17 protein-coding genes are annotated in these 21,175 nt (G+C 60.3%); 1 reads left to right on the top strand and 16 read right to left on the bottom strand.

Going from position 1 to position 21,175, the window contains the following annotated elements:
• From EYW47_RS39350 to EYW47_RS39425, 16 genes are all read right to left on the bottom strand, one after another.
• On the bottom strand, positions 1 to 219 hold a 219-nt coding region (locus EYW47_RS39350; RefSeq protein ID WP_205710243.1), incomplete at its 3' end, for a substrate-binding domain-containing protein.
• Positions 220 to 583: 364 nt separating this feature from the next.
• A complete protein-coding gene (locus EYW47_RS39355) occupies positions 584 to 2,140 on the bottom strand; it encodes a phospholipase D family protein (RefSeq protein WP_133200198.1) in 1,557 nt (518 codons plus the stop codon).
• 128 nt (positions 2,141 to 2,268) lie between these two features.
• Complete coding sequence (locus EYW47_RS39360) at positions 2,269 to 3,756, bottom strand: MdtP family multidrug efflux transporter outer membrane subunit (protein ID WP_276322985.1); 1,488 nt, start codon at positions 3,754 to 3,756, stop codon at positions 2,269 to 2,271.
• The gene (locus tag EYW47_RS39365; RefSeq protein ID WP_133200199.1) at positions 3,753 to 5,855 is read right to left on the bottom strand and encodes an FUSC family protein; all 2,103 of its coding nucleotides are present in this window, start codon (positions 5,853 to 5,855) and stop codon (positions 3,753 to 3,755) included. The genes EYW47_RS39360 and EYW47_RS39365 overlap by 4 nt, the downstream gene beginning before the upstream one ends.
• A gap of 9 nt (positions 5,856 to 5,864) precedes the next feature.
• A complete protein-coding gene (gene mdtN / locus EYW47_RS39370) occupies positions 5,865 to 6,923 on the bottom strand; it encodes a multidrug transporter subunit MdtN (protein WP_133200200.1) in 1,059 nt (352 codons plus the stop codon).
• 21 nt (positions 6,924 to 6,944) lie between these two features.
• Entirely contained in the window at positions 6,945 to 7,136 is a 192-nt protein-coding gene (locus EYW47_RS39375; protein WP_240764120.1) for a YtcA family lipoprotein, read from the bottom strand.
• Positions 7,137 to 7,185: 49 nt separating this feature from the next.
• On the bottom strand, positions 7,186 to 8,640 hold the full coding sequence (locus EYW47_RS39380; protein ID WP_133200202.1) for a DUF2252 domain-containing protein: 1,455 nt from the start codon (positions 8,638 to 8,640) through the stop codon (positions 7,186 to 7,188).
• A 40-nt stretch (positions 8,641 to 8,680) separates the two neighbouring features.
• A complete protein-coding gene (locus EYW47_RS39385; RefSeq protein WP_133200203.1) occupies positions 8,681 to 10,414 on the bottom strand; it encodes a SulP family inorganic anion transporter in 1,734 nt (577 codons plus the stop codon).
• Entirely contained in the window at positions 10,411 to 11,211 is an 801-nt protein-coding gene (locus tag EYW47_RS39390) for a potassium channel family protein (RefSeq protein WP_205710241.1), read from the bottom strand. Before EYW47_RS39390 ends, EYW47_RS39385 begins: the two co-directional genes overlap by 4 nt.
• Positions 11,212 to 11,338: 127 nt before the next feature.
• Entirely contained in the window at positions 11,339 to 12,271 is a 933-nt protein-coding gene (locus tag EYW47_RS39395) for a 3-hydroxyacyl-CoA dehydrogenase NAD-binding domain-containing protein (RefSeq protein ID WP_133200204.1), read from the bottom strand.
• Between the two features lie 21 nt (positions 12,272 to 12,292).
• Positions 12,293 to 13,498 carry an acyl-CoA dehydrogenase family protein gene (locus tag EYW47_RS39400; protein ID WP_133200205.1) on the bottom strand — a complete coding sequence of 402 codons (1,206 nt, stop codon included), beginning with the start codon at positions 13,496 to 13,498 and terminating at the stop codon, positions 12,293 to 12,295.
• 31 nt (positions 13,499 to 13,529) lie between these two features.
• On the bottom strand, positions 13,530 to 14,267 hold the full coding sequence (locus tag EYW47_RS39405) for an acetoacetate decarboxylase (protein ID WP_133200206.1): 738 nt from the start codon (positions 14,265 to 14,267) through the stop codon (positions 13,530 to 13,532).
• A gap of 81 nt (positions 14,268 to 14,348) precedes the next feature.
• Positions 14,349 to 15,578, bottom strand: coding sequence for a CaiB/BaiF CoA transferase family protein (locus tag EYW47_RS39410; RefSeq protein ID WP_133200207.1), 1,230 nt, complete (start codon positions 15,576 to 15,578; stop codon positions 14,349 to 14,351).
• A gap of 91 nt (positions 15,579 to 15,669) precedes the next feature.
• Complete coding sequence (locus EYW47_RS39415; protein WP_276322986.1) at positions 15,670 to 16,473, bottom strand: enoyl-CoA hydratase-related protein; 804 nt, start codon at positions 16,471 to 16,473, stop codon at positions 15,670 to 15,672.
• 749 nt (positions 16,474 to 17,222) lie between these two features.
• The gene (locus EYW47_RS39420; RefSeq protein WP_133200208.1) at positions 17,223 to 17,897 is read right to left on the bottom strand and encodes a response regulator transcription factor; all 675 of its coding nucleotides are present in this window, start codon (positions 17,895 to 17,897) and stop codon (positions 17,223 to 17,225) included.
• A gap of 107 nt (positions 17,898 to 18,004) precedes the next feature.
• Positions 18,005 to 19,987, bottom strand: a complete 1,983-nt coding sequence (locus EYW47_RS39425) for a PAS domain-containing sensor histidine kinase (RefSeq protein ID WP_133200209.1) — start codon at positions 19,985 to 19,987, stop codon at positions 18,005 to 18,007.
• Between the two features lie 660 nt (positions 19,988 to 20,647).
• Here EYW47_RS39425 and EYW47_RS39430 point away from each other — a divergent pair.
• Positions 20,648 to 21,175, top strand: a 528-nt coding sequence (locus tag EYW47_RS39430; protein WP_476704107.1) for an AraC-like ligand-binding domain-containing protein, incomplete at its 3' end; no start/stop codon positions are given.

A 21,175-nucleotide genomic window follows, 5' to 3' on the forward strand; every position in this document is an offset into this window, starting at 1 on the left:
GCCCGCGAAGTCGACCGTTTTCGCCTGAATCTGCTTGATGCCGCCCGACGAGCCGATGCCCTGGTAGTTGACCTTGCCGCCGCCCGACTTCAGATAGGCATCCGCCCATTTCGTGTAGATCGGCGCCGCGAAGGTACTGCCCGCGCCGGTAATATCGGCTGCCTGCGCCATCGTCGCGCCGAATGCGCAGAGGGTTACCGCCAGAAAGCTGAATCTCATCGTCTTCTCCTCAAAACTGTTCACGACGCGCTGCACCATACGTTCTGGATGTGACGATCGTGTTACCGTCGCTACGGAAGTCTTTACGGCTCACGAGAGTAGTCAGGGGTTCAGTCCCGGCACGTCACGGTGTGCGAATTCAAAACGCGTCGATAAAGCTGCTAGAGCTCGATTCAAGACCAGGCTAGGGGAAGGATGGCAGCTAACGGTAAACGACAGACGAAGGATCGTGCCTAGATCGAGCCGGAAATTAACGCCAGCGAGTTCCGGGATGAACTGCTGGGTAAGCGATGCTTTCAAGGCTAGCCGAGTGCGCGCGACTTCGCGCGCACTCATCCGGCATCCAGCCGTAACTCCGTTGCACTCATAGCTGCGATTCAATAGGCAGCAGACTCAAAAACCAGATACTGGTGCGCCGCAAGGCAGATACACCCGGCTCATTGTCAAGTTCTGTCGTCGTTCCGTCCGCGGCCGTTTCTATCCAGACGATCCGCATGTTGCCGTTTGCATCCGCGCGTTGCTCTACTCTCCAGGCGATCTGGTCTAGTTTCGGCTCAACGTCGTCGACCACCTGCCCGGCCGCCGCCTCACTCTCGCAAAGAACGCCGATTTCCGTGTTGAGGGTGCTCGAGCGCGGATCCAGATTCATCGAGCCAATGAAAATGGTTTGGCGGTCGAATACATAAGTTTTCGCATGCAACGAGGCCTTTGAAGAACCAAATATAAGTTTCTTTTTCTGCGTTGCGCCGTTTATAGCAACGGGCTTAAGTTCGTAGAGGTGCACACCTGCGGCGAGCAGATCCTTCCGGTAGCGTTGATATCCTGCATGCACAGCACTGACATCGGTCGCGGCAAGCGAGTTTGTCAACACCGTGACGCTTACCCCGTTCTCAGTCTGCTTGCGTATCCACGCAACGCCCTGTTCTCCAGGGACAAAGTAAGGCGAGATGATCAGCATCTCCTGCCTGGGTTGAAGATCCAGCGCCCAGAATCGAGTCATGAGATGGCCTTGCGGGTCGTCCGGTGCGCGTGTGATCTTGGACGGATCATCGTAGAGCAGTATGGCTTTCCCCCAGGAATAGTCGTCATGGCGCCCTGCCATGGCCTGAGCCAGCCGTTGTCTCGCCTGCACAATGTAGGGCGAGTCGTGCTGCGACTCGATGTATTTGTCCAATGTCGCCCGGTAGTGCGCCAGGGCGGCAGGCTCCGCGCGATGCCCCATCAGACGGTCGATTGGATAGGCCGAATCGGCATTCCAGAACTCGTCGAAGGCATTGGAGACGTTCCGGACAATCGGACCGTGCACAAGAACATCCAGGTCCCCGAATGTAACGACGCTCGATGCACCGAAGTATTCGTCGCCGATGTTCCGTCCGCCCAGGATCGCAGCTTCGTTATCCGCAATCATCGCCTTGTTGTGCATGCGACGATTGACCCGCGAAAACTCGACGGCGGACGCCAGTTTTTTGAACGTGCGGTTCGCGACCGGGTTGAATAGCCGTATCTCGACGTTGGGATGTGAGCTGATTGCCAGCAAGACCTGATCGTCGGCGTTTGTACCCAAATCGTCGAGCAGCACACGCACTCTCACTCCGCGGTCCGCTGCCTTGAGCAACGCCGCCGCAAGTTCGCGCCCCGTTAGATCGTCGTGCCAGATGTAGTATTGCAGGTCAAGTGTGCGGTCCGCAATTTCGGCGAGCATGACGCGCGCCACTATTGCATCCTCGGCGTCCGGCAATAGATGAAACGCACTGCTGTCCGGGTGCTGTTGCTCCTGAGGCAAGAAGACCATGCCAAGGCGCGTTGTTTCGGTATGCTGAAGCGCGTAGCCTGGCGTGCGGCCGGTCTGCGATGGCAAACTGGTACAGGCAGTGAGTAGAACGACAAGAAAGGCTGCTATGAGACTGCGAAGCTTGGCCATGTCCGCTCCTCATTGGGCTGGAGTGCGCTGCTGAATACTGGGGCTGCCTGACGCTAGACATGCAAAGTCCGCAGCGCATCGGATTTTTCGCGCGAAGATCCTTTTGCCTGATAGTAAAGGCGCAAGATTCAACGCGGTTTCAATTCGACAGGTGGGTCAGCCCGGTAGCCACCGCCGAGCGCCTTCGTTAGCGCGATTTCCTGGCCTAGTGTCTGAGCGTCGAGCGTAAGAAGTGCAACCTGTTCGGCGATTACGGGTTGGCGTGCCTGTATTGCCGTCAAACGGCTGGCGAGCCCACGCTGATAATGCGCCTCGGCGCTGTCTTTAACGAACGCAACCGACTGAACCCTCTGCTTCTGCAACTGAGTCTGCGCGTCGAGCGTCACAAGTCGGCTGCCCGCTTGCGCCACATCCCGTACGGCATTGAGTACGGCTTCATTGTATTGCTCGATGAGTGTATTGCTCGCGGCGCGCGCGCCGTTCAAATTTGCATTGAGTCGCCCGCCGTCGAAAATTGGCAGATATAGCCCCGGGATCAGGTTGATTTGCTGACTGGCATGCGTAAAGAGGTCGGCGAGGTGCAATGCGTCGACACCAAAGAATGCCTTGATATCGAAGCTTGGATAGAACGCGGCTTTCGCAGCGTCGATCCGGTCGAACGACGACTGGACAAGCCACCGCATCGCCTGCAGGTCGGGACGCCGCGCCAGCAGTTCATACGACAAGGTGCCGGGCAAGCTAGCGTGCGCGGGCGGTAGCGCGACGGGGGCGATTGCCGGCAGCCCCTGCGGGCCGGCCCCCATCAACGCACGCAGCGACTCACGAAACTGCTTGATCTGCCCTTGCGCCGCCACGATCTGCTGTCGCGTCGACAATTGCTGTGCGCGGGCTTCTTCGAGCAACGTCCGGGGTTCGACGCCTCGGACCACTCTCGCTTCGTGCGCCTCGATCGCGAAGGTCGCAACTTCGTCCGACTCACGGAGCAGTTCGATCAAGTGATAAGTGGTCTGAATGCCGTAGTACAACTGCGCGACGTCGGTCGATATCTCGAGTTCGACGGCAGAGGTTTCGGCTAGCCGTGCGTTGCTCACGCCGAGCGAGGCGGCAATCTGGGCGCGCTGCTTGCCCCAGATATCGACGTCGAGGCTGGCGCCGAGGCCCACAATCCCTTCCGTGTACCACGGACCGGTCAGGCCCAGCGCGGGCGCTTGCTCCGCGAACGGGCCGAGGAATCCGTGCGCCGATACACGCTCGCGATCCAGCAGCCCGAGCGCCACCACTTGCAGATTCGAACCCGCGCTGACGAGTTCAACATCCGACTTCGCCTGAGCGACCCGCGAGCGGGCGATGACCATCGAAAGCGCATCGCGTAATGCCTGTTCGATCAGCGTGTCGAGTTGGGGATCGTCAAAGCGCGTCCACCAGCGCGCCTGTGGCCAGCCGTCGCGTGCGAGGTGGATGTCGTCCGCGAGGCGAATCTGCTCAGGCGGGATCTGCGCATACGGCACGCCGTTGTGGTGGATCAATGCGCATCCTGCCAGCGCGCAAAACAATCCAGCTGCGAGCATGTTGCACCGCAGACGTCGGCGGATGACGAAGGAGCCTCGTACAGTCATGTTCGTATGGCTCGAGTCAAGAACGCCGGCTGTGCTGCCGCGAGATGCCAGTCAGGAAGCCCCGTAAGCTGGCGCATGAGATCCTCGGCCGCCGACGTCAGCGGTGCGCCGGACCGCCCGTCAGGCAGCGCAGGCAGTGCAGGTATCGCGATGTATAGCGGCGAGCGGGCAACGGGTGGAGCAGCCTCCAACGCGGCCGCATAGTGGCCGAGTTCCGCGGCGACCTGCTCCTGAATGGCACGCCCCCACTCCTGAACTGCCTCGCCAGCACGTGCCTCACCCAGCGCGTTATGCAGCGCATGGCCTGCCAACATGATCTCACGGCCCTGAGCCAGTATCGTTTGCGCGCGCAACGTCAATTGCGCCTGCTCCGCCTCCTGCCAGCCCGGCTCCAGCGCGACGCGTGCCAGCGTCGCTTCGCAGTCGGCCAGCGCGGCCCAGGCTTGCAGTTGCCGCTGCGCATACGGCATTTGCTCCGGTGACGCCCTGGCTGCGAGCGGCGCGCGCAGCAGCTCGGCGACCAAACGCAGCATCGGTACAAGTTTCTGCCGCAGTACATCGCCCTCGCCTTCGCGCCAGAACGACATCTGCACGAATGTTGACACGCCGACACCCAGCAGGATGCCTGTCATGCGATCGCGGATCTGGGTCAGGTTCGTGGTCGGACCGAACTGTTCGAGCAGCGCGAGCGAAAACGTGAACATCAACTGGACGCCGGCGTATGCGATACGTTCCGAGCCCGCCGATATCCATGCCGCCAGCGCGATCACGGGCAACGCCATCAACAACAGGCCAAAGATGCCGTCCAGCTGAGGGATCACGAACACCACCATGAACAGCGCGAGAAGACTGCCCGCCGCCGCTCCAGCGACGCGCAGCAACGCCCGTTGCGCCGATGCGCCGAGGCTGGGCAATGCAATGATCACGCAGGTCAGCATGATGGTATGAATACCTTTCCAGTCTGCTGCGTTGTAAAAGACATAGCAGACCAGCACGGCAAGCAGCGTCTTCAACGAGAATCGCGCATAGGCGGGATTGGTCCATGCATCCGGTGCGACCATCGGCTCCTCCGCGAGCGGCTTGCTACCCGAGGCGCCCGTGAGGCTGAGGTCGGCGTACGCATGCAGGGCGCGCGACAGTTCGCCTGCTCCCGCGATCGCGTCCGCGTCCGCGCGCTGCTCCGGCGAGACGGTATTCACGAAGCGATAGGGCTCGGCTGTCATCGACACATCGTCCAGTGCGCGGCAGTTGGCCCGCAACTCGCGCAGCATGCCGATCTGGGATGCAGACGCTGCCGCGAGACTGTCGGGCAATGCGCTCGCACCGTGGTAGAGCCGGGATACGGTCGCAATGCACGCGAGTTGTTCCGCCTGATGCTCGCGATATTGCTTGTCGCGCATCGTCGAAAATCGGAGCAGCTTCTGCAGCGTCAAGGCCCCTTGCTGCACTTCTGTCACGGTGATGGGTTCGGCACGAGGATATCCCTCGATCAGTTCGGTCAGACGCATCTCAACCTTCATCAACTGACGATGGATTTCCGCCTTCAACTGTTGCTGGGGTTCGGCGGGCAGCAGCAACGAGTTGATGATGAGCGTCAGCGCAATGGGGTAGTTGACCACCACCCAGACCCACAGCACCGCGCGAATCAGCAGGTCCGCCTGATCGGTCTGATCGACGAAGGTCTGCACGTAGATGATGACGATCGCGACAATGAAGAACACGACGCCGATCTTCAAGACGCGTATCAGGTAGGCGCTGCCAAAGAACAGCACGCTCACGACAACGATGCGCACCAGCGGGTAGTCGAACGTGAACTTCAGGAGCAGGATCGACAGGCAGATTGCAAGCGTCGACCCGACGATAAACATCAGGCCGACCAATCGCGTGAGAACGACATTTGACTGCGTGACGTAGAAAACCACCAGCAATGAGAGCGCGAGCGACGGCACTTCGAGCGCCATCGACACGACGATCACGATCGCGCTCGTCAGCATGCAACGCAACATCACATTGACGCGTCCCGGATACGGCGTCAGTTCATATCTCAGGAATGAACCAAATTGACCAAGCGCGTCAGGCGGGTAATCGGTAACCGGCATGTCCGCACCTCAATGCGCTTTGCGATGGTCGTCGCGTTCAGGATGCAGCACCGCGACAGCCGACGTCCCCACGCGGAACAACTCCGGATTGGCATTCTCGACGCGTATCTTCACGGGAAAACGCTGGGATACGTGAACCCAGTTGAGCGTACGCTCGATACGCGGCAAGCCGCCAGGTAACGCGAGTCCGCCCTCGTCGGGCGCGACACCGTAGCCGATCGAATCGACCTTGCCCTGAAAACGCTGGCTTGTGTCGCTCATCAGATAGACGATGGCAGGCGTGCCGGCCCGAATGCCTTTCAGCTCGGTTTCGCGAAAATTGGCGACGACGTACCAGGTGCGTGTATCGATCAGCGTAAATACCGGCTTGAGCGCCGACGCGAATTGTCCAGTAGATGTCTTTAAGGCCACCACGCGTCCATCGAATGGCGCGCGCACCGTCGCGAATTCGAGGTTCAGTTCGGCGATCGCAATCTCGGCTTGCACAACTGCACGCTGTGCGACGAGCGCATCGACGCCACTGACGGCGGCGGCTGCCTGCTGCGCCTGCAGTTGAGCGGCGCTCAGTTCCGCCTGCGTTGCCCGCTGCGCCGTGCGGGCGCGATCGACCTCTTCCGCCGACACGTAGCCTTGCGACAGCAACGGCTCGGTGCGATGCAGCGTGTCGCTCGCTTGAGCAGCGGCAGCACGCGCCCGCTCGACCGCCGCGCGCACCGACAGCGCGTTGTACTGCTGCGCGTTGACAGTGCGCTGCGTCAGTTCGATCTGCCGGTCCAGTGCGACGAGGCTGGCCTCCCCTCTTCTCAGCGCGTCCTGATAGGGGCGCGGGTCGATCCGCAACAGCAGATCGCCTTGCCTCACGGCCTGATTGTCCCGCACGGCAAGCTCGACGATCCGGCCATTCACCTCCGGCACGACATCAATCGTGTCCGCATAGACGTAGGCGTCATCGGTACGGGGTGCGCGATCCAGTATCCGGATGGCGAGGACCAGCAGCAACGCGGTTGCCAGCACCAGCAATAACACCGGCCATTTGCCTTTCGACGCGTTGCCAGAAGGTGTCGTCATTGCAGCCACCCTGACAGAGATTCAATGTTGAAAGAAGATCAACCACACAGCGAGTGAGAAGAAAGTGACGAGCGTCGGATAGAGCACGGCAGTGGGTGCGAAACGGTGGCCGATTTGCGCACGTTCCAGAATCACGTAGACCATGATCGCAAGCCCGACACCCGCGACGCTGCAAAACAGCCAGTCAGGAAAGTACGCGCCAAGCACGTTCATGGACGGTGCCATCACACTCCCCCTCCGCCAGGATCACGGCGAACGGCGCTCACTCATGGATGACCTGAATTTTTCCCGACTTGACGGCAGCCTTCAACACACTCCAATCCGCTTCATTCTGTTCTGCATAAGCCAGCGCGAACTGCGCGATGGCCTCGTCGAACTCGGCCGACTTTCCCACATACCCGCAGATCAACGCCGGATCGCCCGATTTCGCCATTGAATGGGCCAGTGCGTGAGCGCAGGAAACCGCATACTCCCGGAGATCCTCGACGTCAAAGGTCGTGAAGTCGAACGCACCCTTCATGTCGCGCAATTGACGCACGTAGAAATCGTTGCCTGTATGGCGCATCCTGGACCAACCCAAAAAAATGTCGCTCGCCGATTGCAACAGCCGCTGCCCATTCACTACACGTTGTCCATGATTCGAATACCTGCTCGGCGGTAGATACTCTTCAAGTACCGACGCTCGAGCCTCCTTGACCTGAAGGAAGAGCGGGGACTCTCCGTCCGCCACGAACAGCGTCTCGTAGCAGCGCGTCCCGACCGAACCGACGCCCACTACGCGAACCGCAGCATCGACCAGTTCATAGCGATCGAACAGTGCGCGCCGATCATCGGGCAGGGTCAACCTGTAGTCAGCGAAGAAATGCCTGACCAGGTCGTGATACTGCTGCTGATCGTGAGATTTTTCCCGTGGGACGTGATAGACCAACGGCGGCACGTCCTTGATACGCAGCTTGCCATTCACAAGCTCGGTCGCGTGGCTCAAGACCGAGCGCGACGACTGCTGCCTGGCCTTGCCGATGACCGCCAACTCCTTTTTCTTTTCGGTGATGGAATCCGCAATGGCCAGCATGCTCTCGGCCTTGAACTGGTAGTACCAGACGTCGAGCGTATCCATGGAGCTGAACTCGGCGATGCGCTGCCGGAAGGTTTCGCATAGCTTGCGCACGACCTCGCGTTGATCGCGCGCTGCGAATCCGCGGTTACGCGCGGCAATGACGAACGACGCAGCCAACCTGCGCACGTCCCAGTCGAACGGCCCGGGTAGCGTTTCGTCGAAATCGTTGGGTCCGAAAAGAATGCACCGCTCCGGGCTGGCGAACAATCCGAAGTTGGCCAGATGCGCGTCGCCGCCCAGTTGCACGATCACGTCCGAATGCGGCAGTCTGGACAGATCAAAAGCCATGAGCGGCGCTGCGCCGCGATAGAACGCGAAAGGACTGGCGACCATGCGTCCATAGCGGATGGGTATCAGCTCCAGCACCCGGCCCACGTTGGAAGCGTCGAGCAGCGCGATCGGATCCCTGTCCTCGATTTTGCACACGCCGAGCTGTGCACGCGGCACTTTTGCGCGAGCTGTCTTTCCCGCGTCGATGCGCGATGCAATCGAACCGCGCCCCGCAAACAGGCTCGATAGATCGTCCTGTGCGACCGGGGACTTCGTCTCCCCATGCTCAGCTGAAACGTCGCTGCGCGTTCTAGTGGCGGACTTGGCCATGTCTCCCTCCATTCCCGATCTTCGGCAGTCAGATTCGACTTCACGCCGGACCGGCATTCGGCGAAGTTGCAGATGCGGGCGGAGAAAGATCACGCAACGCATCGACTGCGGCATCCACGCTCGCGAAGATCTCGCGATGCGCGACGGTCCCGTGCAATGCCCGATAACGTTCGATTTCGTGCCGCACGCCGGTCGGCAGCGCGACGGCCGCGACGCCGATACCGCGCCGGTCGAGCTCAGTCCCGAGCTGAAGCAGTGTTTTGCCCGCCGTGTAGTCGATATTGTTCATTTCCGAAGCGTCGATCACCACCCAGCGAGGCGGCGGGATCGTTTCGTTGACGAGCTTCAATACTTCCTCCGTGAAGCGGCCGGCATTCGCATAGAACAGGTCGGCCTCGAACCGGTAGACGACGATGCCGGGCGCCGCGAGCAGATTGGGCGCGACCGGATGGCCGATCCAGCGGCCGTTGGGGCTGCGGGTCAACACACGGGTGCGCAGCCGGTAGCTATGGCGGGCATGCGCGATCAACGACAGCACCACAGCGGCCAGAATGCCGTGCATCACGTCCACGAAAACGACCACGCACACCGTGAGCAAAGCCACGACGAATTCGTCCTTCTGCACGCGGTATAGCTCGATCATCCCTTTCACGTCGATGAGTTTCACGCCGATCATGAAGACAATCGCCGACAGCACGGCGGCAGGCAAAAACCCGAGCGGTTTTGTGAGGAACAGCAGCACCAGCAGCACGATGGCGGCGGTCGTAAGATGCGCGACCTGGGTGCGGCCGCCCGCATCATCGACCATCTCGGTCTTGGTCGGGCTGCCGTTCACGACGAAGGTGCCGGTGAACGCAGCGGCTGCATTCGCCGCAGCGAGGCCGATGATGTCGGCGTTGTCGTCGCCTTTCTCGTTATAGCGGTTGGCGTAGGCGCGCGCCGTCGCCGCACTCTGCGCGATGATGACGATGAAGCACGAAGCAGCGGTGGCCAGTATCTGGTTCACCTCGTTCATATGCAATGGCGGCAAGAACAGCGATGGCAATCCACCGGGCACCTCGCCGGTTACCGCCATGCCATGGCCCGGGAAATTGAACGCCGCGCTTGCCGCGATTGAGCCGATCACGGCAATCAGCGCCCCCGGCGCGCGCGGCGCGAGAAGCTTGCAGCCGATAATGACCACGAGCACGACAACCGAAAGTAGCGTGGTCGGGATGTTCGCCCCGCCAATGCGTTGCAGCACGGAGGCCAGTTGCATGATGGGTCCATGCCCCTGTTTCGCGAGCCCGAACAGCCCCGAAAGTTCGCCCGCCGCAACCTGTATGCCCACGCCCGTCAGAAAGCCGATCAGCGCGCTGCGGGAAAGAAAATCAGCGAGGAAACCCAGTCGAAACACGCGGGCAATGACGAGCATCGCAGCAACCGCCAGCGCCACCGTGCTCGTGAGGCCGACATATTCCTTGCTGCCCAATGCGGCAATGGCGGTTAGCGTGCCCGCGAGGATGGCGGCTGTCGCGGAGTCCGCAGCGACCACCAGTTGCCGGGAGGCACCAAAAACGGCAAACGCCACGAGCGGCAGCAGGATCGTGTAAAGACCGGTGACGGTAGGCGTGCCGGAAATCTTCGTGTACCCCATCACCTCAGGGATGCCCAAGGCCGCCAGCGTGATTCCGGCGACGATGTCGTGCGGCAGTTGTGCCCGATCGACAGGCAGAAGACCGTGCAGAAATGGCATGCTGTGCAGGCGGGTCTCGGCCGAAGCAGCGGGTTTCATGGCATCGTCTCCAGACAGGTTGTGAGTTTGCCGACCAGCGCATTGGCTACGATCTCGTCTGCAATCACCACATCTGATGCGCCCGCGTTTTCGAGCAACCCTTTTCTCAACGGGTTTTCGCCCGGCACTGCGATGGTGAGGGAGGCATTCAGCGTATGCGCCAGCAAGGTGATAGCGAGATTGTTATTGCCGTCGGGCGTCGTCACCACAAGCGCTCTCGCGCTGTCGAGCCGCGCACGCCTGAGCACTTCGTCGAACACGCCGGGCGAACCGAGCACGACCATGTGGCCGCGGTCCGCCGCGTGGTCGGCCTGATCCTGGTCGCCCACGAGAACGAGCACCTGCTGTCCCGCAGCGAGCATCCGGTCGGCGACCAGTTCGCCAAGCGAATGAAAGCCGACGACCACCACATGGTTGGAGAGATCTTCGAGCTTGCGTTCCATGATCCTGTTCTCCCGGTATGCCATCACGTCGTCGCCCGATAGCATCCCTGTGAGTTTTGACACGGCAAATCCACCGACCAGCAGCGTCGCGAACATGGCGAGCAGCATGAAGACCTTCTGATGCTCATCAAACTCGGCAAAGTCGCCGAGCGTCGTGACGAGGTTGACCCCATCCCAAAGCGCAGTGAACACTTTTTTGGACAGTGGGCTATTGGACGGATCGAGCAGGACCAGTCCAACGACCGCCCCGCCCAGCAACAAGGCAAGCAAGCCGACGGTATGGCGCGCGCGGCGGCGCCATTCGCGAATCCGGATGACCCCAAGACGAGGCTCATCGACACGGAAGATCCACATCGTTACCCCGAACAAAATAGTCCGATCGAAACAGGCGCGCGCCCAACACCAGACAATCGCGCGTGTCTTCTGGATCAGCAGTCAATAACCAGGCGCATCAGGACGCACGCGCCCGTGGCGGTTCGTTTCACTCCTTGCCTCGTAAGCGCAGCAGGCCCATCAGCACCTCGTCGCGATACGACGCAAGTTCCTGCAGGGTGCGTGACTGGGTCTCCTCGTGCACGCCCTGGATGATGGTCGCGCGAACGTCCGGCGTCAGTTCCGGCGTACCGAGCACATGCCACCAGGCCGTTAGCGGACCGGTGAACTGTTCGAAGAAATGCTCGATACCCCCCTGACCGCCGCCAAGGTGATACAAAAGACTCGGCCCCATGATCCCCCAGCGCAAGCCGGGGCCCCAGGCAACGGCGGCATCGGCGTCGGCGACGCTAACCACGCCTTCCGCGATCAGATGGACCACCTCACGAAAGAGCGCCGCCTGCAGGCGATTGGCGACGTGGCCCGGCACCTCCTTGTGCAGGCGTATCGTCTTTTTGCCCAAGCCGCGATAGAACGCGCTGACGCGTTCAATCGTCTCTTCCGAGGTCTTCGCGCCGCCGACAATCTCCACAAGCGGAATGAGATGCGGTGGATTGAACGGATGGCCGATCACGCAGCGCTCGGGGTGGTTCGGGCAAGCCGACTGAATCTCGCTCATCGTCAGGCCTGACGAACTCGATGCAATGATCACGTCCGGCGGCAAAGTTTCATCGAGATGCCGGTAAAGATCTTTCTTGAAGTCGATTCGCTCCGGACCGTTTTCCTGAATCAGATCGCTACCGGCGATGGCGGCATCGAGGTTGTCGGTGAATTCCAGCTTCGATGGCGCAGCGCCCGGTGCGAGGCCCAGTTGCTCCAGTGCGGGCCAGGCCGCCGAAATGAACTCGTCGAGCTTCTTCTTTGCGTCGGGAGCGATGTCGGTGGCAACCACCTCCAGCCCCTTCGCAAGAAATAGCGCGGCCCAACTCGCACCGATAACCCCGGTCCCGATGATCGCGACACGTTTGATTGGCTTGGCCATGACAGATCAGCTCCTGTGACTTTAGACAAACGCACTGAAACCGGTGACCGCCTTGCCGACGATCAGCGAATTCATCTCGCGCGTGCCCTCATAGGAATACAGCGCTTCGGAATCGGCAAAGAAGCGGGCCACGTTGTAATCGAGAACAATGCCGTTGCCGCCCAATATCTCCCGCGCCGACGCCACCGTTTCGCGCATGCGTACCGTGCAGAAGGCCTTGGCAAGCGATGCATGCTGGTCCTTGAGCTTGCCCTGGTCCTGCAATTGCGCCAGCCGCACGACCATGCATTGCGACGCTGTGATGTTGCCCAGCATCTTCGCGAGGTGATCCTGAACCATCTGGAAGGACGCGATGGGCTTGCCGAACTGCTCGCGCGTCTGCGCGTACTTCAGCGCATGTTCATAGGCACCCATGCTGCAACCGACCGATTCCCAGGCGACATACTGGCGCGTTAACCGGAGCACGCGCCCCGTATCGCGAAACGACAGATCGCCTTGCAAGCGGTTCGCTTCGGGCACGCGGCAGTTATCGAGCGTGATGACGCCGTTCTGCACCACACGCAGCGCTACCTTGCGCTCGATCTTCTCGACGGAAAATCCCGGCGTGGTCTTGTTCTCGACGATGAAACCCTTGACCTGATTGTCGGCAACATCGCGCGCCCAGATAATCGACAGATCGCACCACGGCGAGTTGCCGATCCAGCGCTTCTGTCCGTTGAGAATCCACGTATCGCCTTCGCGTCTGGCCGTCGTCAACAGGCCGCCGCCTGCGCCTGAGCCGACCAGCGGCTCGGTCAACCCAAAGCAGCCGACCTTCTCCAGCCGCGCCATCGGCGGCAGCCACTTCTGTTTCTGCTCTTCCGATCCGCCCAGGTAGATCGAGCCCATCGCAAGGCCGCTGTGGACACCGTAGAACGTCGCAATCGACGCATCGACCCGCGCCAGCTCCATGGCGATGAAGCCGTCGAGCAAGGTGCTGCCTCCCGGGCAGCCGTAGCCCTTGAAGCCGATACCGACAATGTTCAGCTCGCGGATACCGGGAATCAGATCGAACGGAAACCGGTCTTCAGCCCAGTACTGGTTGATGACGGGGGCGACGCTCGTTTCCATGAATTGGCGCACCCTCCTGAGAATGGCCCGCTCTTCCTCGCTCAGAATTTCGTGGATCAGATAGAAGTCGCTGTCGGGTGCGGGCAACGACGGTTGGGAAGTCTTCGTCTCGGTCATCGCGATCTCGCAGGGTAAGTCTGGGCAACGTCTACGCAAGGTAGTTGTAGACGACCTCGGCATTCCCGAGAGACAGATCCGTCAAGATATGGACGGCTGACAACACCTCGAGAACGGGAAGCTTTGCGACGGGTGCAAAGCAATGCGGATGCAGCTCCAGGGACGCGGGCCCCGTCCACGCGCCCTTCACCGTCAGGTCCTGGACGTAGTATTTGACGAGCTCGCAGACGCGCGCGGTGCCGTCCACATTCGGCAGGATCTTCAGCAAAAACCCGGGCGCCTCCAGCGACTTCCTGACGCCAGCGAGGTCGAGTGCAGTGTACTTGTAGGCCATCGTCGCGGTGGCGACGCGCACGCCGTTATAGTCGAGCGTTCCGACGAGCGCATCCTTGCGTATCTCGAGCTTCGGTTGCGCCAGCACTTTCGGAAAGCCCATCAATTCGCGGCCGGAGGCAATGCCCGCTTCGCTATCCAGATACATGGCGTGCGTGAACCCACCCGCCATTGCGTTGAACGTGACCGGGATGACCTGGCCGGATTCGGTATACGAGCCGAGGCCGCTCGAATCGGGCATGTTGATGAATTCGTATTTGACAATGGGTTCGGCGGGCTTCAGCGGCGCCGGCACCACGCGCGCAAGCGCCTCGGGATCGGTGCGATAGGTGACGATCACGAATTCTCGATCAACGAAACGGAACGGCAGCTTCGGATAGGCCGGACTCGTCAGCGGCATGGCATAGGCGGTCGAGCGTACTTCGTCTTCAGTCATCTGCGTCTCCATGTGTGCTGCTGCGCGACTTATGCGAGGCACCGTGACGGTTTGTCCGGCCCGACGGCTGGATACGCCACCTCACGATTTGTCTTCGAAGCGGGCGACGGCGCCGCTGTCGTTCAGCCGTGCAATATCGCCGTCGTCGAATCCAAGTTCCTTCAGGATCTCCGCACCGTGTTCGCCAAGCCGGGGCGCAACCGTCGGCTTGACCTTCGGCGCCCCGTGAACCTGGATGGGGCTGCTGACAGTACGGGCTCCCACCCTGTCGGCGAGTTCGAGCGGAACGACGACACCGTTTGCCGACAACTGAGGATCGTTGATGATCTCTTGCGCGATCTGCACGACACCGAAGATCACGCGGCCCGCCCCCAGCACTTCCTTCCAGTGGGAAAGCGGCTGGTTCGCAAACAGCGGATCGAGAATCTCAACAAGCTGTGCTGCATTAGCGATGCGCTTGTCGTCGGTGAAACGCGGATCGTCGAGCAGCTCGGGTTTGCCGATCGCCTTCACGAAGCCGGGCCAGTCCTTGCGCTGCGCCGCGACTAGCAGAATCCAGCGGTTGTCGGCAGTTTGATACGGATTGAGCAACGCATTGGGTGGAGACTTGCGGTTGTGCTGCGCGAAGAAATGGCCGCCATTGAGACCGCCTTCGACCCAGGCCGCCGCGGCCCAGATACCGTTGGCGATCAGCGAGGTCGACACGTGGCTGCCCTTGCCCGTGGTCGCGCGCACGTAGAGCGCCGTGACGATCGCCGCATAGAGCGTTGTCGCGGTCGCGTGGTCGCCGATCCCGGGTATCGGAAGCGTCGGAGGGCTCCCGGCGTCGTGCGTGACTTCCATCAGGCCCGAGCGCGCCCAATAGGCGGTGACGTCGAACCCCGGCGTGTCCGCCTCTGGCCCCTCGGAACCGTACCCTGTGATGTCCGCATAGATCATCTTCTCGTTCAGCGGCGAGAGTTCTTCATAAGTGACGCCCAGAGACGCCTTCACGCGCGGCGGAAAATTGACGACGAGAACATCGGCCCAGCGTACGAGGCGCTGTACCACTTCTTTCGCGTCGCGAGACTTCAGATCGATGGCAATGCCGCGCTTGTTGCGGTTCGTCAGCTGCCACGCGTAGTTGACATCGCTCGTCGGGTTGGGCGGCATCGAAGAGAAAAAGCGGTAGGCATCACCCGTACCGGGTGGCTCGACCTTGATGACATCGGCACCGAAATCGGCAAGGATCGTCGTCGCCGCCGGGCCCGCAATATAGCTCGCAAGATCGAGTACCTTCAGACCGGAGAAGATGTGATTGCCGGTAGTCATCTAGTCATCTCCATGAGGTGGGACTGAGCTCGTCGCGTCGGTTACGCACTGCATTTGAGGCAGTGACGACGGTCGTATCAAGCGCCGCCATTCATCGGCCGGTGAACTTTGGCGGCCGTTTCTCGAGGAATGCTTTCGTGCCTTCCGTCTTGTCGTCCGTGGAAGCGCACAGGGCGAACAAGGCCCCTTCGAGGGCCAGCCCCTCGGCCAGCGAACCGTCGAGTCCGCAGTTGACCGCCGCGATGGCGTAACGCACCGCGAGGGGTGCGTTCGCGGCGATTTGCGCGAGGAGTTCTTCCGCACGCGCGAAAAGCCGTGATGGTTCGACGATTTCATTGACGAGACCGATACGCAGCGCTTCTTCCGCTGGAATCATCTCGCCGGTGAGTATCAATCGCAGCGCGACTCCCCTGCCGACAAGGCGCGCGAGACGCTGTGTCCCGCCAAAGCCGGGAATGAGCCCGAGCTTGATTTCGGGCTGCCCGAATCTCGCGGACGGAGTCGCCAGTCGGATCGTGCAGGCCAATGCGGTCTCGCATCCGCCGCCAAGCGCGAGACCATTGACCGCCGCAATGACCGGCTTGCCGAGACTTTCGACGAGATTGAGCAAAGCCTGACCGTCACGCGAATGCTGCTCGACCTCGACGGGTGTCGCGCTTGCCAGTTCGCCGATATCCGCTCCCGCGATAAACGCGCGATCACCCGCCCCCGTGACGATGACGCCGCTGACGTCAGCGTCATCCCGAACAGCTTCGAACGCAGTCCTCAGTTCGCTGATGGCTCGCTGGTTCAACGCATTGAGAACCTTGGGACGATTCAACGTGACGTATGCGACTGTGTCTTTCTTTTCATACGCAATCGTTTCAAACGATTCCGGCGTAAGTGACTGCATCATGGGTCTCAATACTCTGCATGAACGCTACAAATTATGTCCGGCACCTGGGCAATCATGAGGATTCCAGATCAGGTGTTTTTCATAATCCCTCATTTCAATCTTCATGCGTTCCGATACTGATTCTCCTGAACACATGCCGTTTGAGGCTACCGCCGACTATCGAGACACCTGGGTGGATGCGCGGCCGGTCCATGAGACTAGCTTAGGGATTCGGCGCAAACAAAGCCATGCTACGAACGGGTGGATTCGCTAACGAATTGGCATGGGACTCTCATACGCTTGTATACGTCCTCGACCAGGAACAGGGGTCGCAGTGCGGGAAAAGCCAGTCGCCGGGAGTGTCAGCGCGCTCGCTGATTTCAATACGCACGTATAAGTCAGTCAGACCATTAACGTGGAACCTCCACCCCTTTGTAGAATGGCTTCTCGGGTCTATCCAGGTTAAGTTGATTTCATGGCGCGTGGATGGAATCTGCCGCCGCTGAACCGACCTGCGAACGTGATGGTCGCGACAGCGCCTATTGGACATCGAGGCTGGGGCACGGTAAATGGAATACCTCGTACGATTTTCTGTTGCGCTCGTTGCACTCGGGGTGTGCTGCGGTATTGGTCTTTCGGTGCAGAACGACGGCCATCGATCGCCATTCGCATCCCCAACCGGCGGCCGATGACTTGCTTTTCATGGCAGACAACACCGCAACCACTACGCAGTTGACGAACGAAGGATCGCGACTGCTAGCCCCACGCTGTCAAGCCGACCTTTCGAAATGCGGCTTGACACCGAGTGCATCTGCCTTTCTGACGAGATCCGCTACCGACCGCGCGGCCATTTTCTTCATCGCTTGTCCACGATGAATCTTTACCGTAATTTCACTGAGATTCAGCTCCCCCGCAATCTGCTTGTTCTGCAGGCCGGCTATGACGAATTCCATGACCTGCTTTTCTCGTGATGTCAATGAATCGAAGGAAGTGCGGAGGGCAGCAATGGATTGTTCGGCCAGGACGCGCTCACGGTCATGTGTCAACGCGTGCGTGACCGCATCCAGCATGTCCTGTTCGCGAAAAGGTTTGGCGAAAAAGTCGAGAGCGCCAGCTTTCATGGCCTTGACCGACATTGCAATATCGCCGTGCCCGGTCATGAAAACGATCGGCATGCGAAGCGCGCTCTTTGCAAGCTCTTCCTGAAAGGTAAGACCGCTCTCGCCCCGCAGCCTGACATCGAGAATCAGGCAACCAGGCGCGTCATATTTCGGAAACGCAAGGAATTCCCGAGAGGACGCGAACGTCTCGACACGTAGCCCAACGGAACGCAGCAAGGTGCGTAGCGCGAGTCTCATCGCTTCGTCGTCGTCGACAACGTAAACCACTGATTGCGCGGCTTCGCCAACGCCTTCGATCGAAGTCAAATATGGTCCCGAACTCATCTGCGGCTCCCTATCGGCACAATGCGGTGAGGCGTCTTTAGCTTGACCCAGACTGTCGACCGCACGCAATCAATGAAAAGAATTCCATGTTGCGGAATCGAGCGCGACTATAGCGCCGCTTGAGATACTGCGGTGCGCTTATTGCGGTGCACTCTTGCGAACTCCCAGAAGTCGCTTTGTCTTGGTGCGTTATCTGAACGCTCGATAATCGCAGGCAGGCTGAGCTGAAAGGTCGCGCCGTGTCCCGGCTTGCTTGACGCGCACATCCGGCCTCCATGAGCTTCGACAATCGATTGACAGATCGACAGTCCCATACCCAATCCGTTGGGTTTAGTCGTGAAGAAGGCGTCGAATAGTCGATCGGCATTTTCCGGGTCAATTCCCGAACCTGAGTCCTGAATCGCGACGACCACGTTTGCTTCCTCGCCCATGCGCGACTCGATCAACAGGTTGCGCAACCGGCCATCAATGCAGTCCATGGACTGGATGCCGTTCATCATAAGATTGATGATCACTTGCTGAAGCTGAACCCGATCGCCCTGCAACGGGGGCAGCCCAGAGGCAAGTCTGAGGCAGAGCGACACCTTGTGACTCAGAACTTCACGCTGCGTCAGACAGACAACGTCATTGATCACGTCGTTGAGATCCAGACGCGTTTTATGCGGAGCGTCCTTCTTGGCCAGCGTGCGGATATGGCGAACAATCTCGCTCGCGCGCCGGCCCTCGCCAATCATGCGCGTAATGCAGGTCTGCACCTCTGCCAGTTCCGGGTTCGGGTGACCCAGCCATCGCAGACAGGCGTCGCCGTTTGTGACAATCGCGGCGAGTGGCTGGCTGACTTCGTGAGCGATCGATGCGCTCAGTTCTCCCAGTGTTGTCACGCGCGTAACGCGCGCGAGTTCGGTCTGAGCCTCATGCAACTTTTGCGCCGATAGCTTCGTCGCGGTCACGTCCATGATCGCGCCCACAAACTGCCGCTTGCCAGGCTCATCGGTTACGACATGGGCAACGACATGAAGATGCTTGACGGAGCTGTCCGGCATCAGCAGACGATGTTCAAAATCAAAATCCGGTGCGCCGTGCACCGCCCTGTCAATCACCTGCCTGACGAGCGCAACATCGTCTGGGTGCACGCGTTGGAGCGCTAACTCGATCGTGGGGGTAATGTCCGGATCGTATTCGAAGATCCTGAAGCTTTGCTCGGACCAGAAAATCTCGCCACTCACGGGGTCCCAGCCGAAACTGCCGGTGAGGCTCAGTTTCTGGGCTTCGGCCAGGTAGGCCGCCTGACTTCGGCGCAGCGCGTCTTCAGCGCACTTGCGCAGCGTAATGTCATTATTGGTTTCGAGCGCCGAGATGGGTCGCCCGTTCGCGCTGCGCTGCAATGACCAGCGGCTAGCCACCACGACTTGTGAACCGTCTCGCTTGGTATGAACGAGTTCGCCTTCCCAGCGTCCCGTCCTCAGCAACGTGTCCATGGCGTCGTCAAGAGAGGCGGGAAAGCGGGTTTGCAAGAGTTGGTGGGACGTCCTGCCGAGTGCTTCCGCCTTTTTCCATCCATAAAGTTCCTCCGCGCCGTGATTCCAGTACGTGATCACGGCGTTCATGTCGCGAACAATGACGGTGTCGTGGGACAAATCGAGGAGCCGGGCCTGCTCGCGCGCTGCTTCGCCGAGCCACCGTACGCGTCTCACCAGTGTAGTGATGGCGAGTGCCGCGGCTAGAAAGGCAATCAGGGCTACAACATCGCGTATCTCAGCTACCCGAAAGCTGAAGACCGGCGGCGAGAAGAAAAAGGCAAGGCAGCCAACTGCGGTTGCCGAGAAAACCGCGGAGGTAACGAAGCTGTCCATCAATGACAGCAGCACAATGATAGTCAGATAGACGAACCCTGCCGTGCCAAGGCGGGCTCCGAGGCGGAAGCAAACCAGGGTCGCACTGCCCATGGCAACGCCGCCGGCCAACCAAAGCCAGGTCAGATATTGCATTCGGGCGATCTGATCGGCGCGGGTATCTGATCGCGCCGTTCGGCGCTTCGGAAGGCCACGGACCCGCTCAGGCGCCTCAACCGATTCCGGGAAAAAATTCATGGTGTCTGTTGATGCCGCCGGGTGCTAACTCTTGCAAATCTTGTTAACCGCTTGAGCCATTTAACCTGTGACTCTTGGGTCATCAGCCAAGGGCGAGGCGACACGCTGGAGCGTTGGCAGGCCATTTGACGGGCAGTTCATATGTATGTGCTTTACGCTAGCCCGCTTTCGCAGAAATCCGCATTCCTTCCGCCGATTGCTTTGGTGGTCAACGTGAAGGTAAGTAATCCTGTTGTTATCTTCCGGCAAATCGAAGCGAGGTTGAGCGGGCTGGGCGACACGCAACCGCACGCTCTCCCGCAACGATTCCTAGATGTGGCAGAAGCCTGCATTGCCCGCCCGATTCGCGGACTATGACACCTCGGTTGATAGTTTAGACGCGGTCTCGCCCTCCCGGATTGGCTGATCGTGCCATTGATGCGCGAAATCTGGCCTGTACGTGCCACAGCCGGTCCTTCCGGCCCCGCGGCCGAATAGGGTGGGTGCCACCAGCGCTGTGGGCCCTGATTATCTCCACTCCAAAACGCCCAGCGCAGAGCATCCTTCGCGGGCTCGACGATAGTTCGCCTCTTCCGTTCGGATCCCGATGTCCTCAGGAACCGCAATTGACTTGGTAACCCCAGCGTCCTAACCTTTACTCAGCATAAGGAGGGCCAGCATATGCGCAGTGTTGCGCCACCATCCATTGCGCGACGGTCGACGCAAGACGTGCCGCCGGCGCAGCGGCTCGACTACTGGGCCGATATTCTGGCCTCCGCCATCGTACCGATAGTGATCCGTTGCCCGTCGCCCCACCAGTTCGAGTCGAATCTTGTCAGCGCGGCTCTCGGCCCGATTACGGTGACCACAATTAATGGATCACCACACGATATCCTGACCACGCGGCGTGAGATTGCGCAGAGCCGAGGCCACTCGTTTCACCTCGTTACGTGCCGCAAGCACTCGTGGACGATGACGCACCGCGGTCGGGTGCGGCTTCTGCCTGGCGAGTTGGCGCTTTTTGATTCACAGCTTGAGTTCGAGCTCCATTGCCCGGACTCATACGAGTACCTGAATTTGACGCTTCCGCCAGAATGGCTGGCCACGTGGGGCCCAAATCTGGAGGGACTGACGGGACGGAGAATTCCGGCAGATTCCGGATGGGGGCGAGTGCTGTCAGGCTACGCAAGCCAGCTCTCGCCGGAGTTC

The sequence above is a fragment of the Paraburkholderia silviterrae genome (assembly GCF_004353915.1).
Lineage (GTDB): Bacteria > Pseudomonadota > Gammaproteobacteria > Burkholderiales > Burkholderiaceae > Paraburkholderia > Paraburkholderia silviterrae.

Coding starts and splice junctions, on each gene's coding strand:
- EYW47_RS39355 (WP_133200198.1), bottom strand. CDS start 2,140: ATGGCCAAGCTTCGCAGTCTCATAGCAGCCTTTCTTGTCGTTCTACTC.
- EYW47_RS39360 (WP_276322985.1), bottom strand. CDS start 3,756: ATGACTGTACGAGGCTCCTTCGTCATCCGCCGACGTCTGCGGTGCAAC.
- EYW47_RS39365 (WP_133200199.1), bottom strand. CDS start 5,855: ATGCCGGTTACCGATTACCCGCCTGACGCGCTTGGTCAATTTGGTTCA.
- mdtN (WP_133200200.1), bottom strand. CDS start 6,923: ATGACGACACCTTCTGGCAACGCGTCGAAAGGCAAATGGCCGGTGTTA.
- EYW47_RS39375 (WP_240764120.1), bottom strand. CDS start 7,136: ATGAACGTGCTTGGCGCGTACTTTCCTGACTGGCTGTTTTGCAGCGTC.
- EYW47_RS39380 (WP_133200202.1), bottom strand. CDS start 8,640: ATGGCCAAGTCCGCCACTAGAACGCGCAGCGACGTTTCAGCTGAGCAT.
- EYW47_RS39385 (WP_133200203.1), bottom strand. CDS start 10,414: ATGAAACCCGCTGCTTCGGCCGAGACCCGCCTGCACAGCATGCCATTT.
- EYW47_RS39390 (WP_205710241.1), bottom strand. CDS start 11,211: ATGTGGATCTTCCGTGTCGATGAGCCTCGTCTTGGGGTCATCCGGATT.
- EYW47_RS39395 (WP_133200204.1), bottom strand. CDS start 12,271: ATGGCCAAGCCAATCAAACGTGTCGCGATCATCGGGACCGGGGTTATC.
- EYW47_RS39400 (WP_133200205.1), bottom strand. CDS start 13,498: ATGACCGAGACGAAGACTTCCCAACCGTCGTTGCCCGCACCCGACAGC.
- EYW47_RS39405 (WP_133200206.1), bottom strand. CDS start 14,267: ATGACTGAAGACGAAGTACGCTCGACCGCCTATGCCATGCCGCTGACG.
- EYW47_RS39410 (WP_133200207.1), bottom strand. CDS start 15,578: ATGACTACCGGCAATCACATCTTCTCCGGTCTGAAGGTACTCGATCTT.
- EYW47_RS39415 (WP_276322986.1), bottom strand. CDS start 16,473: ATGATGCAGTCACTTACGCCGGAATCGTTTGAAACGATTGCGTATGAA.
- EYW47_RS39420 (WP_133200208.1), bottom strand. CDS start 17,897: ATGAGTTCGGGACCATATTTGACTTCGATCGAAGGCGTTGGCGAAGCC.
- EYW47_RS39425 (WP_133200209.1), bottom strand. CDS start 19,987: ATGAATTTTTTCCCGGAATCGGTTGAGGCGCCTGAGCGGGTCCGTGGC.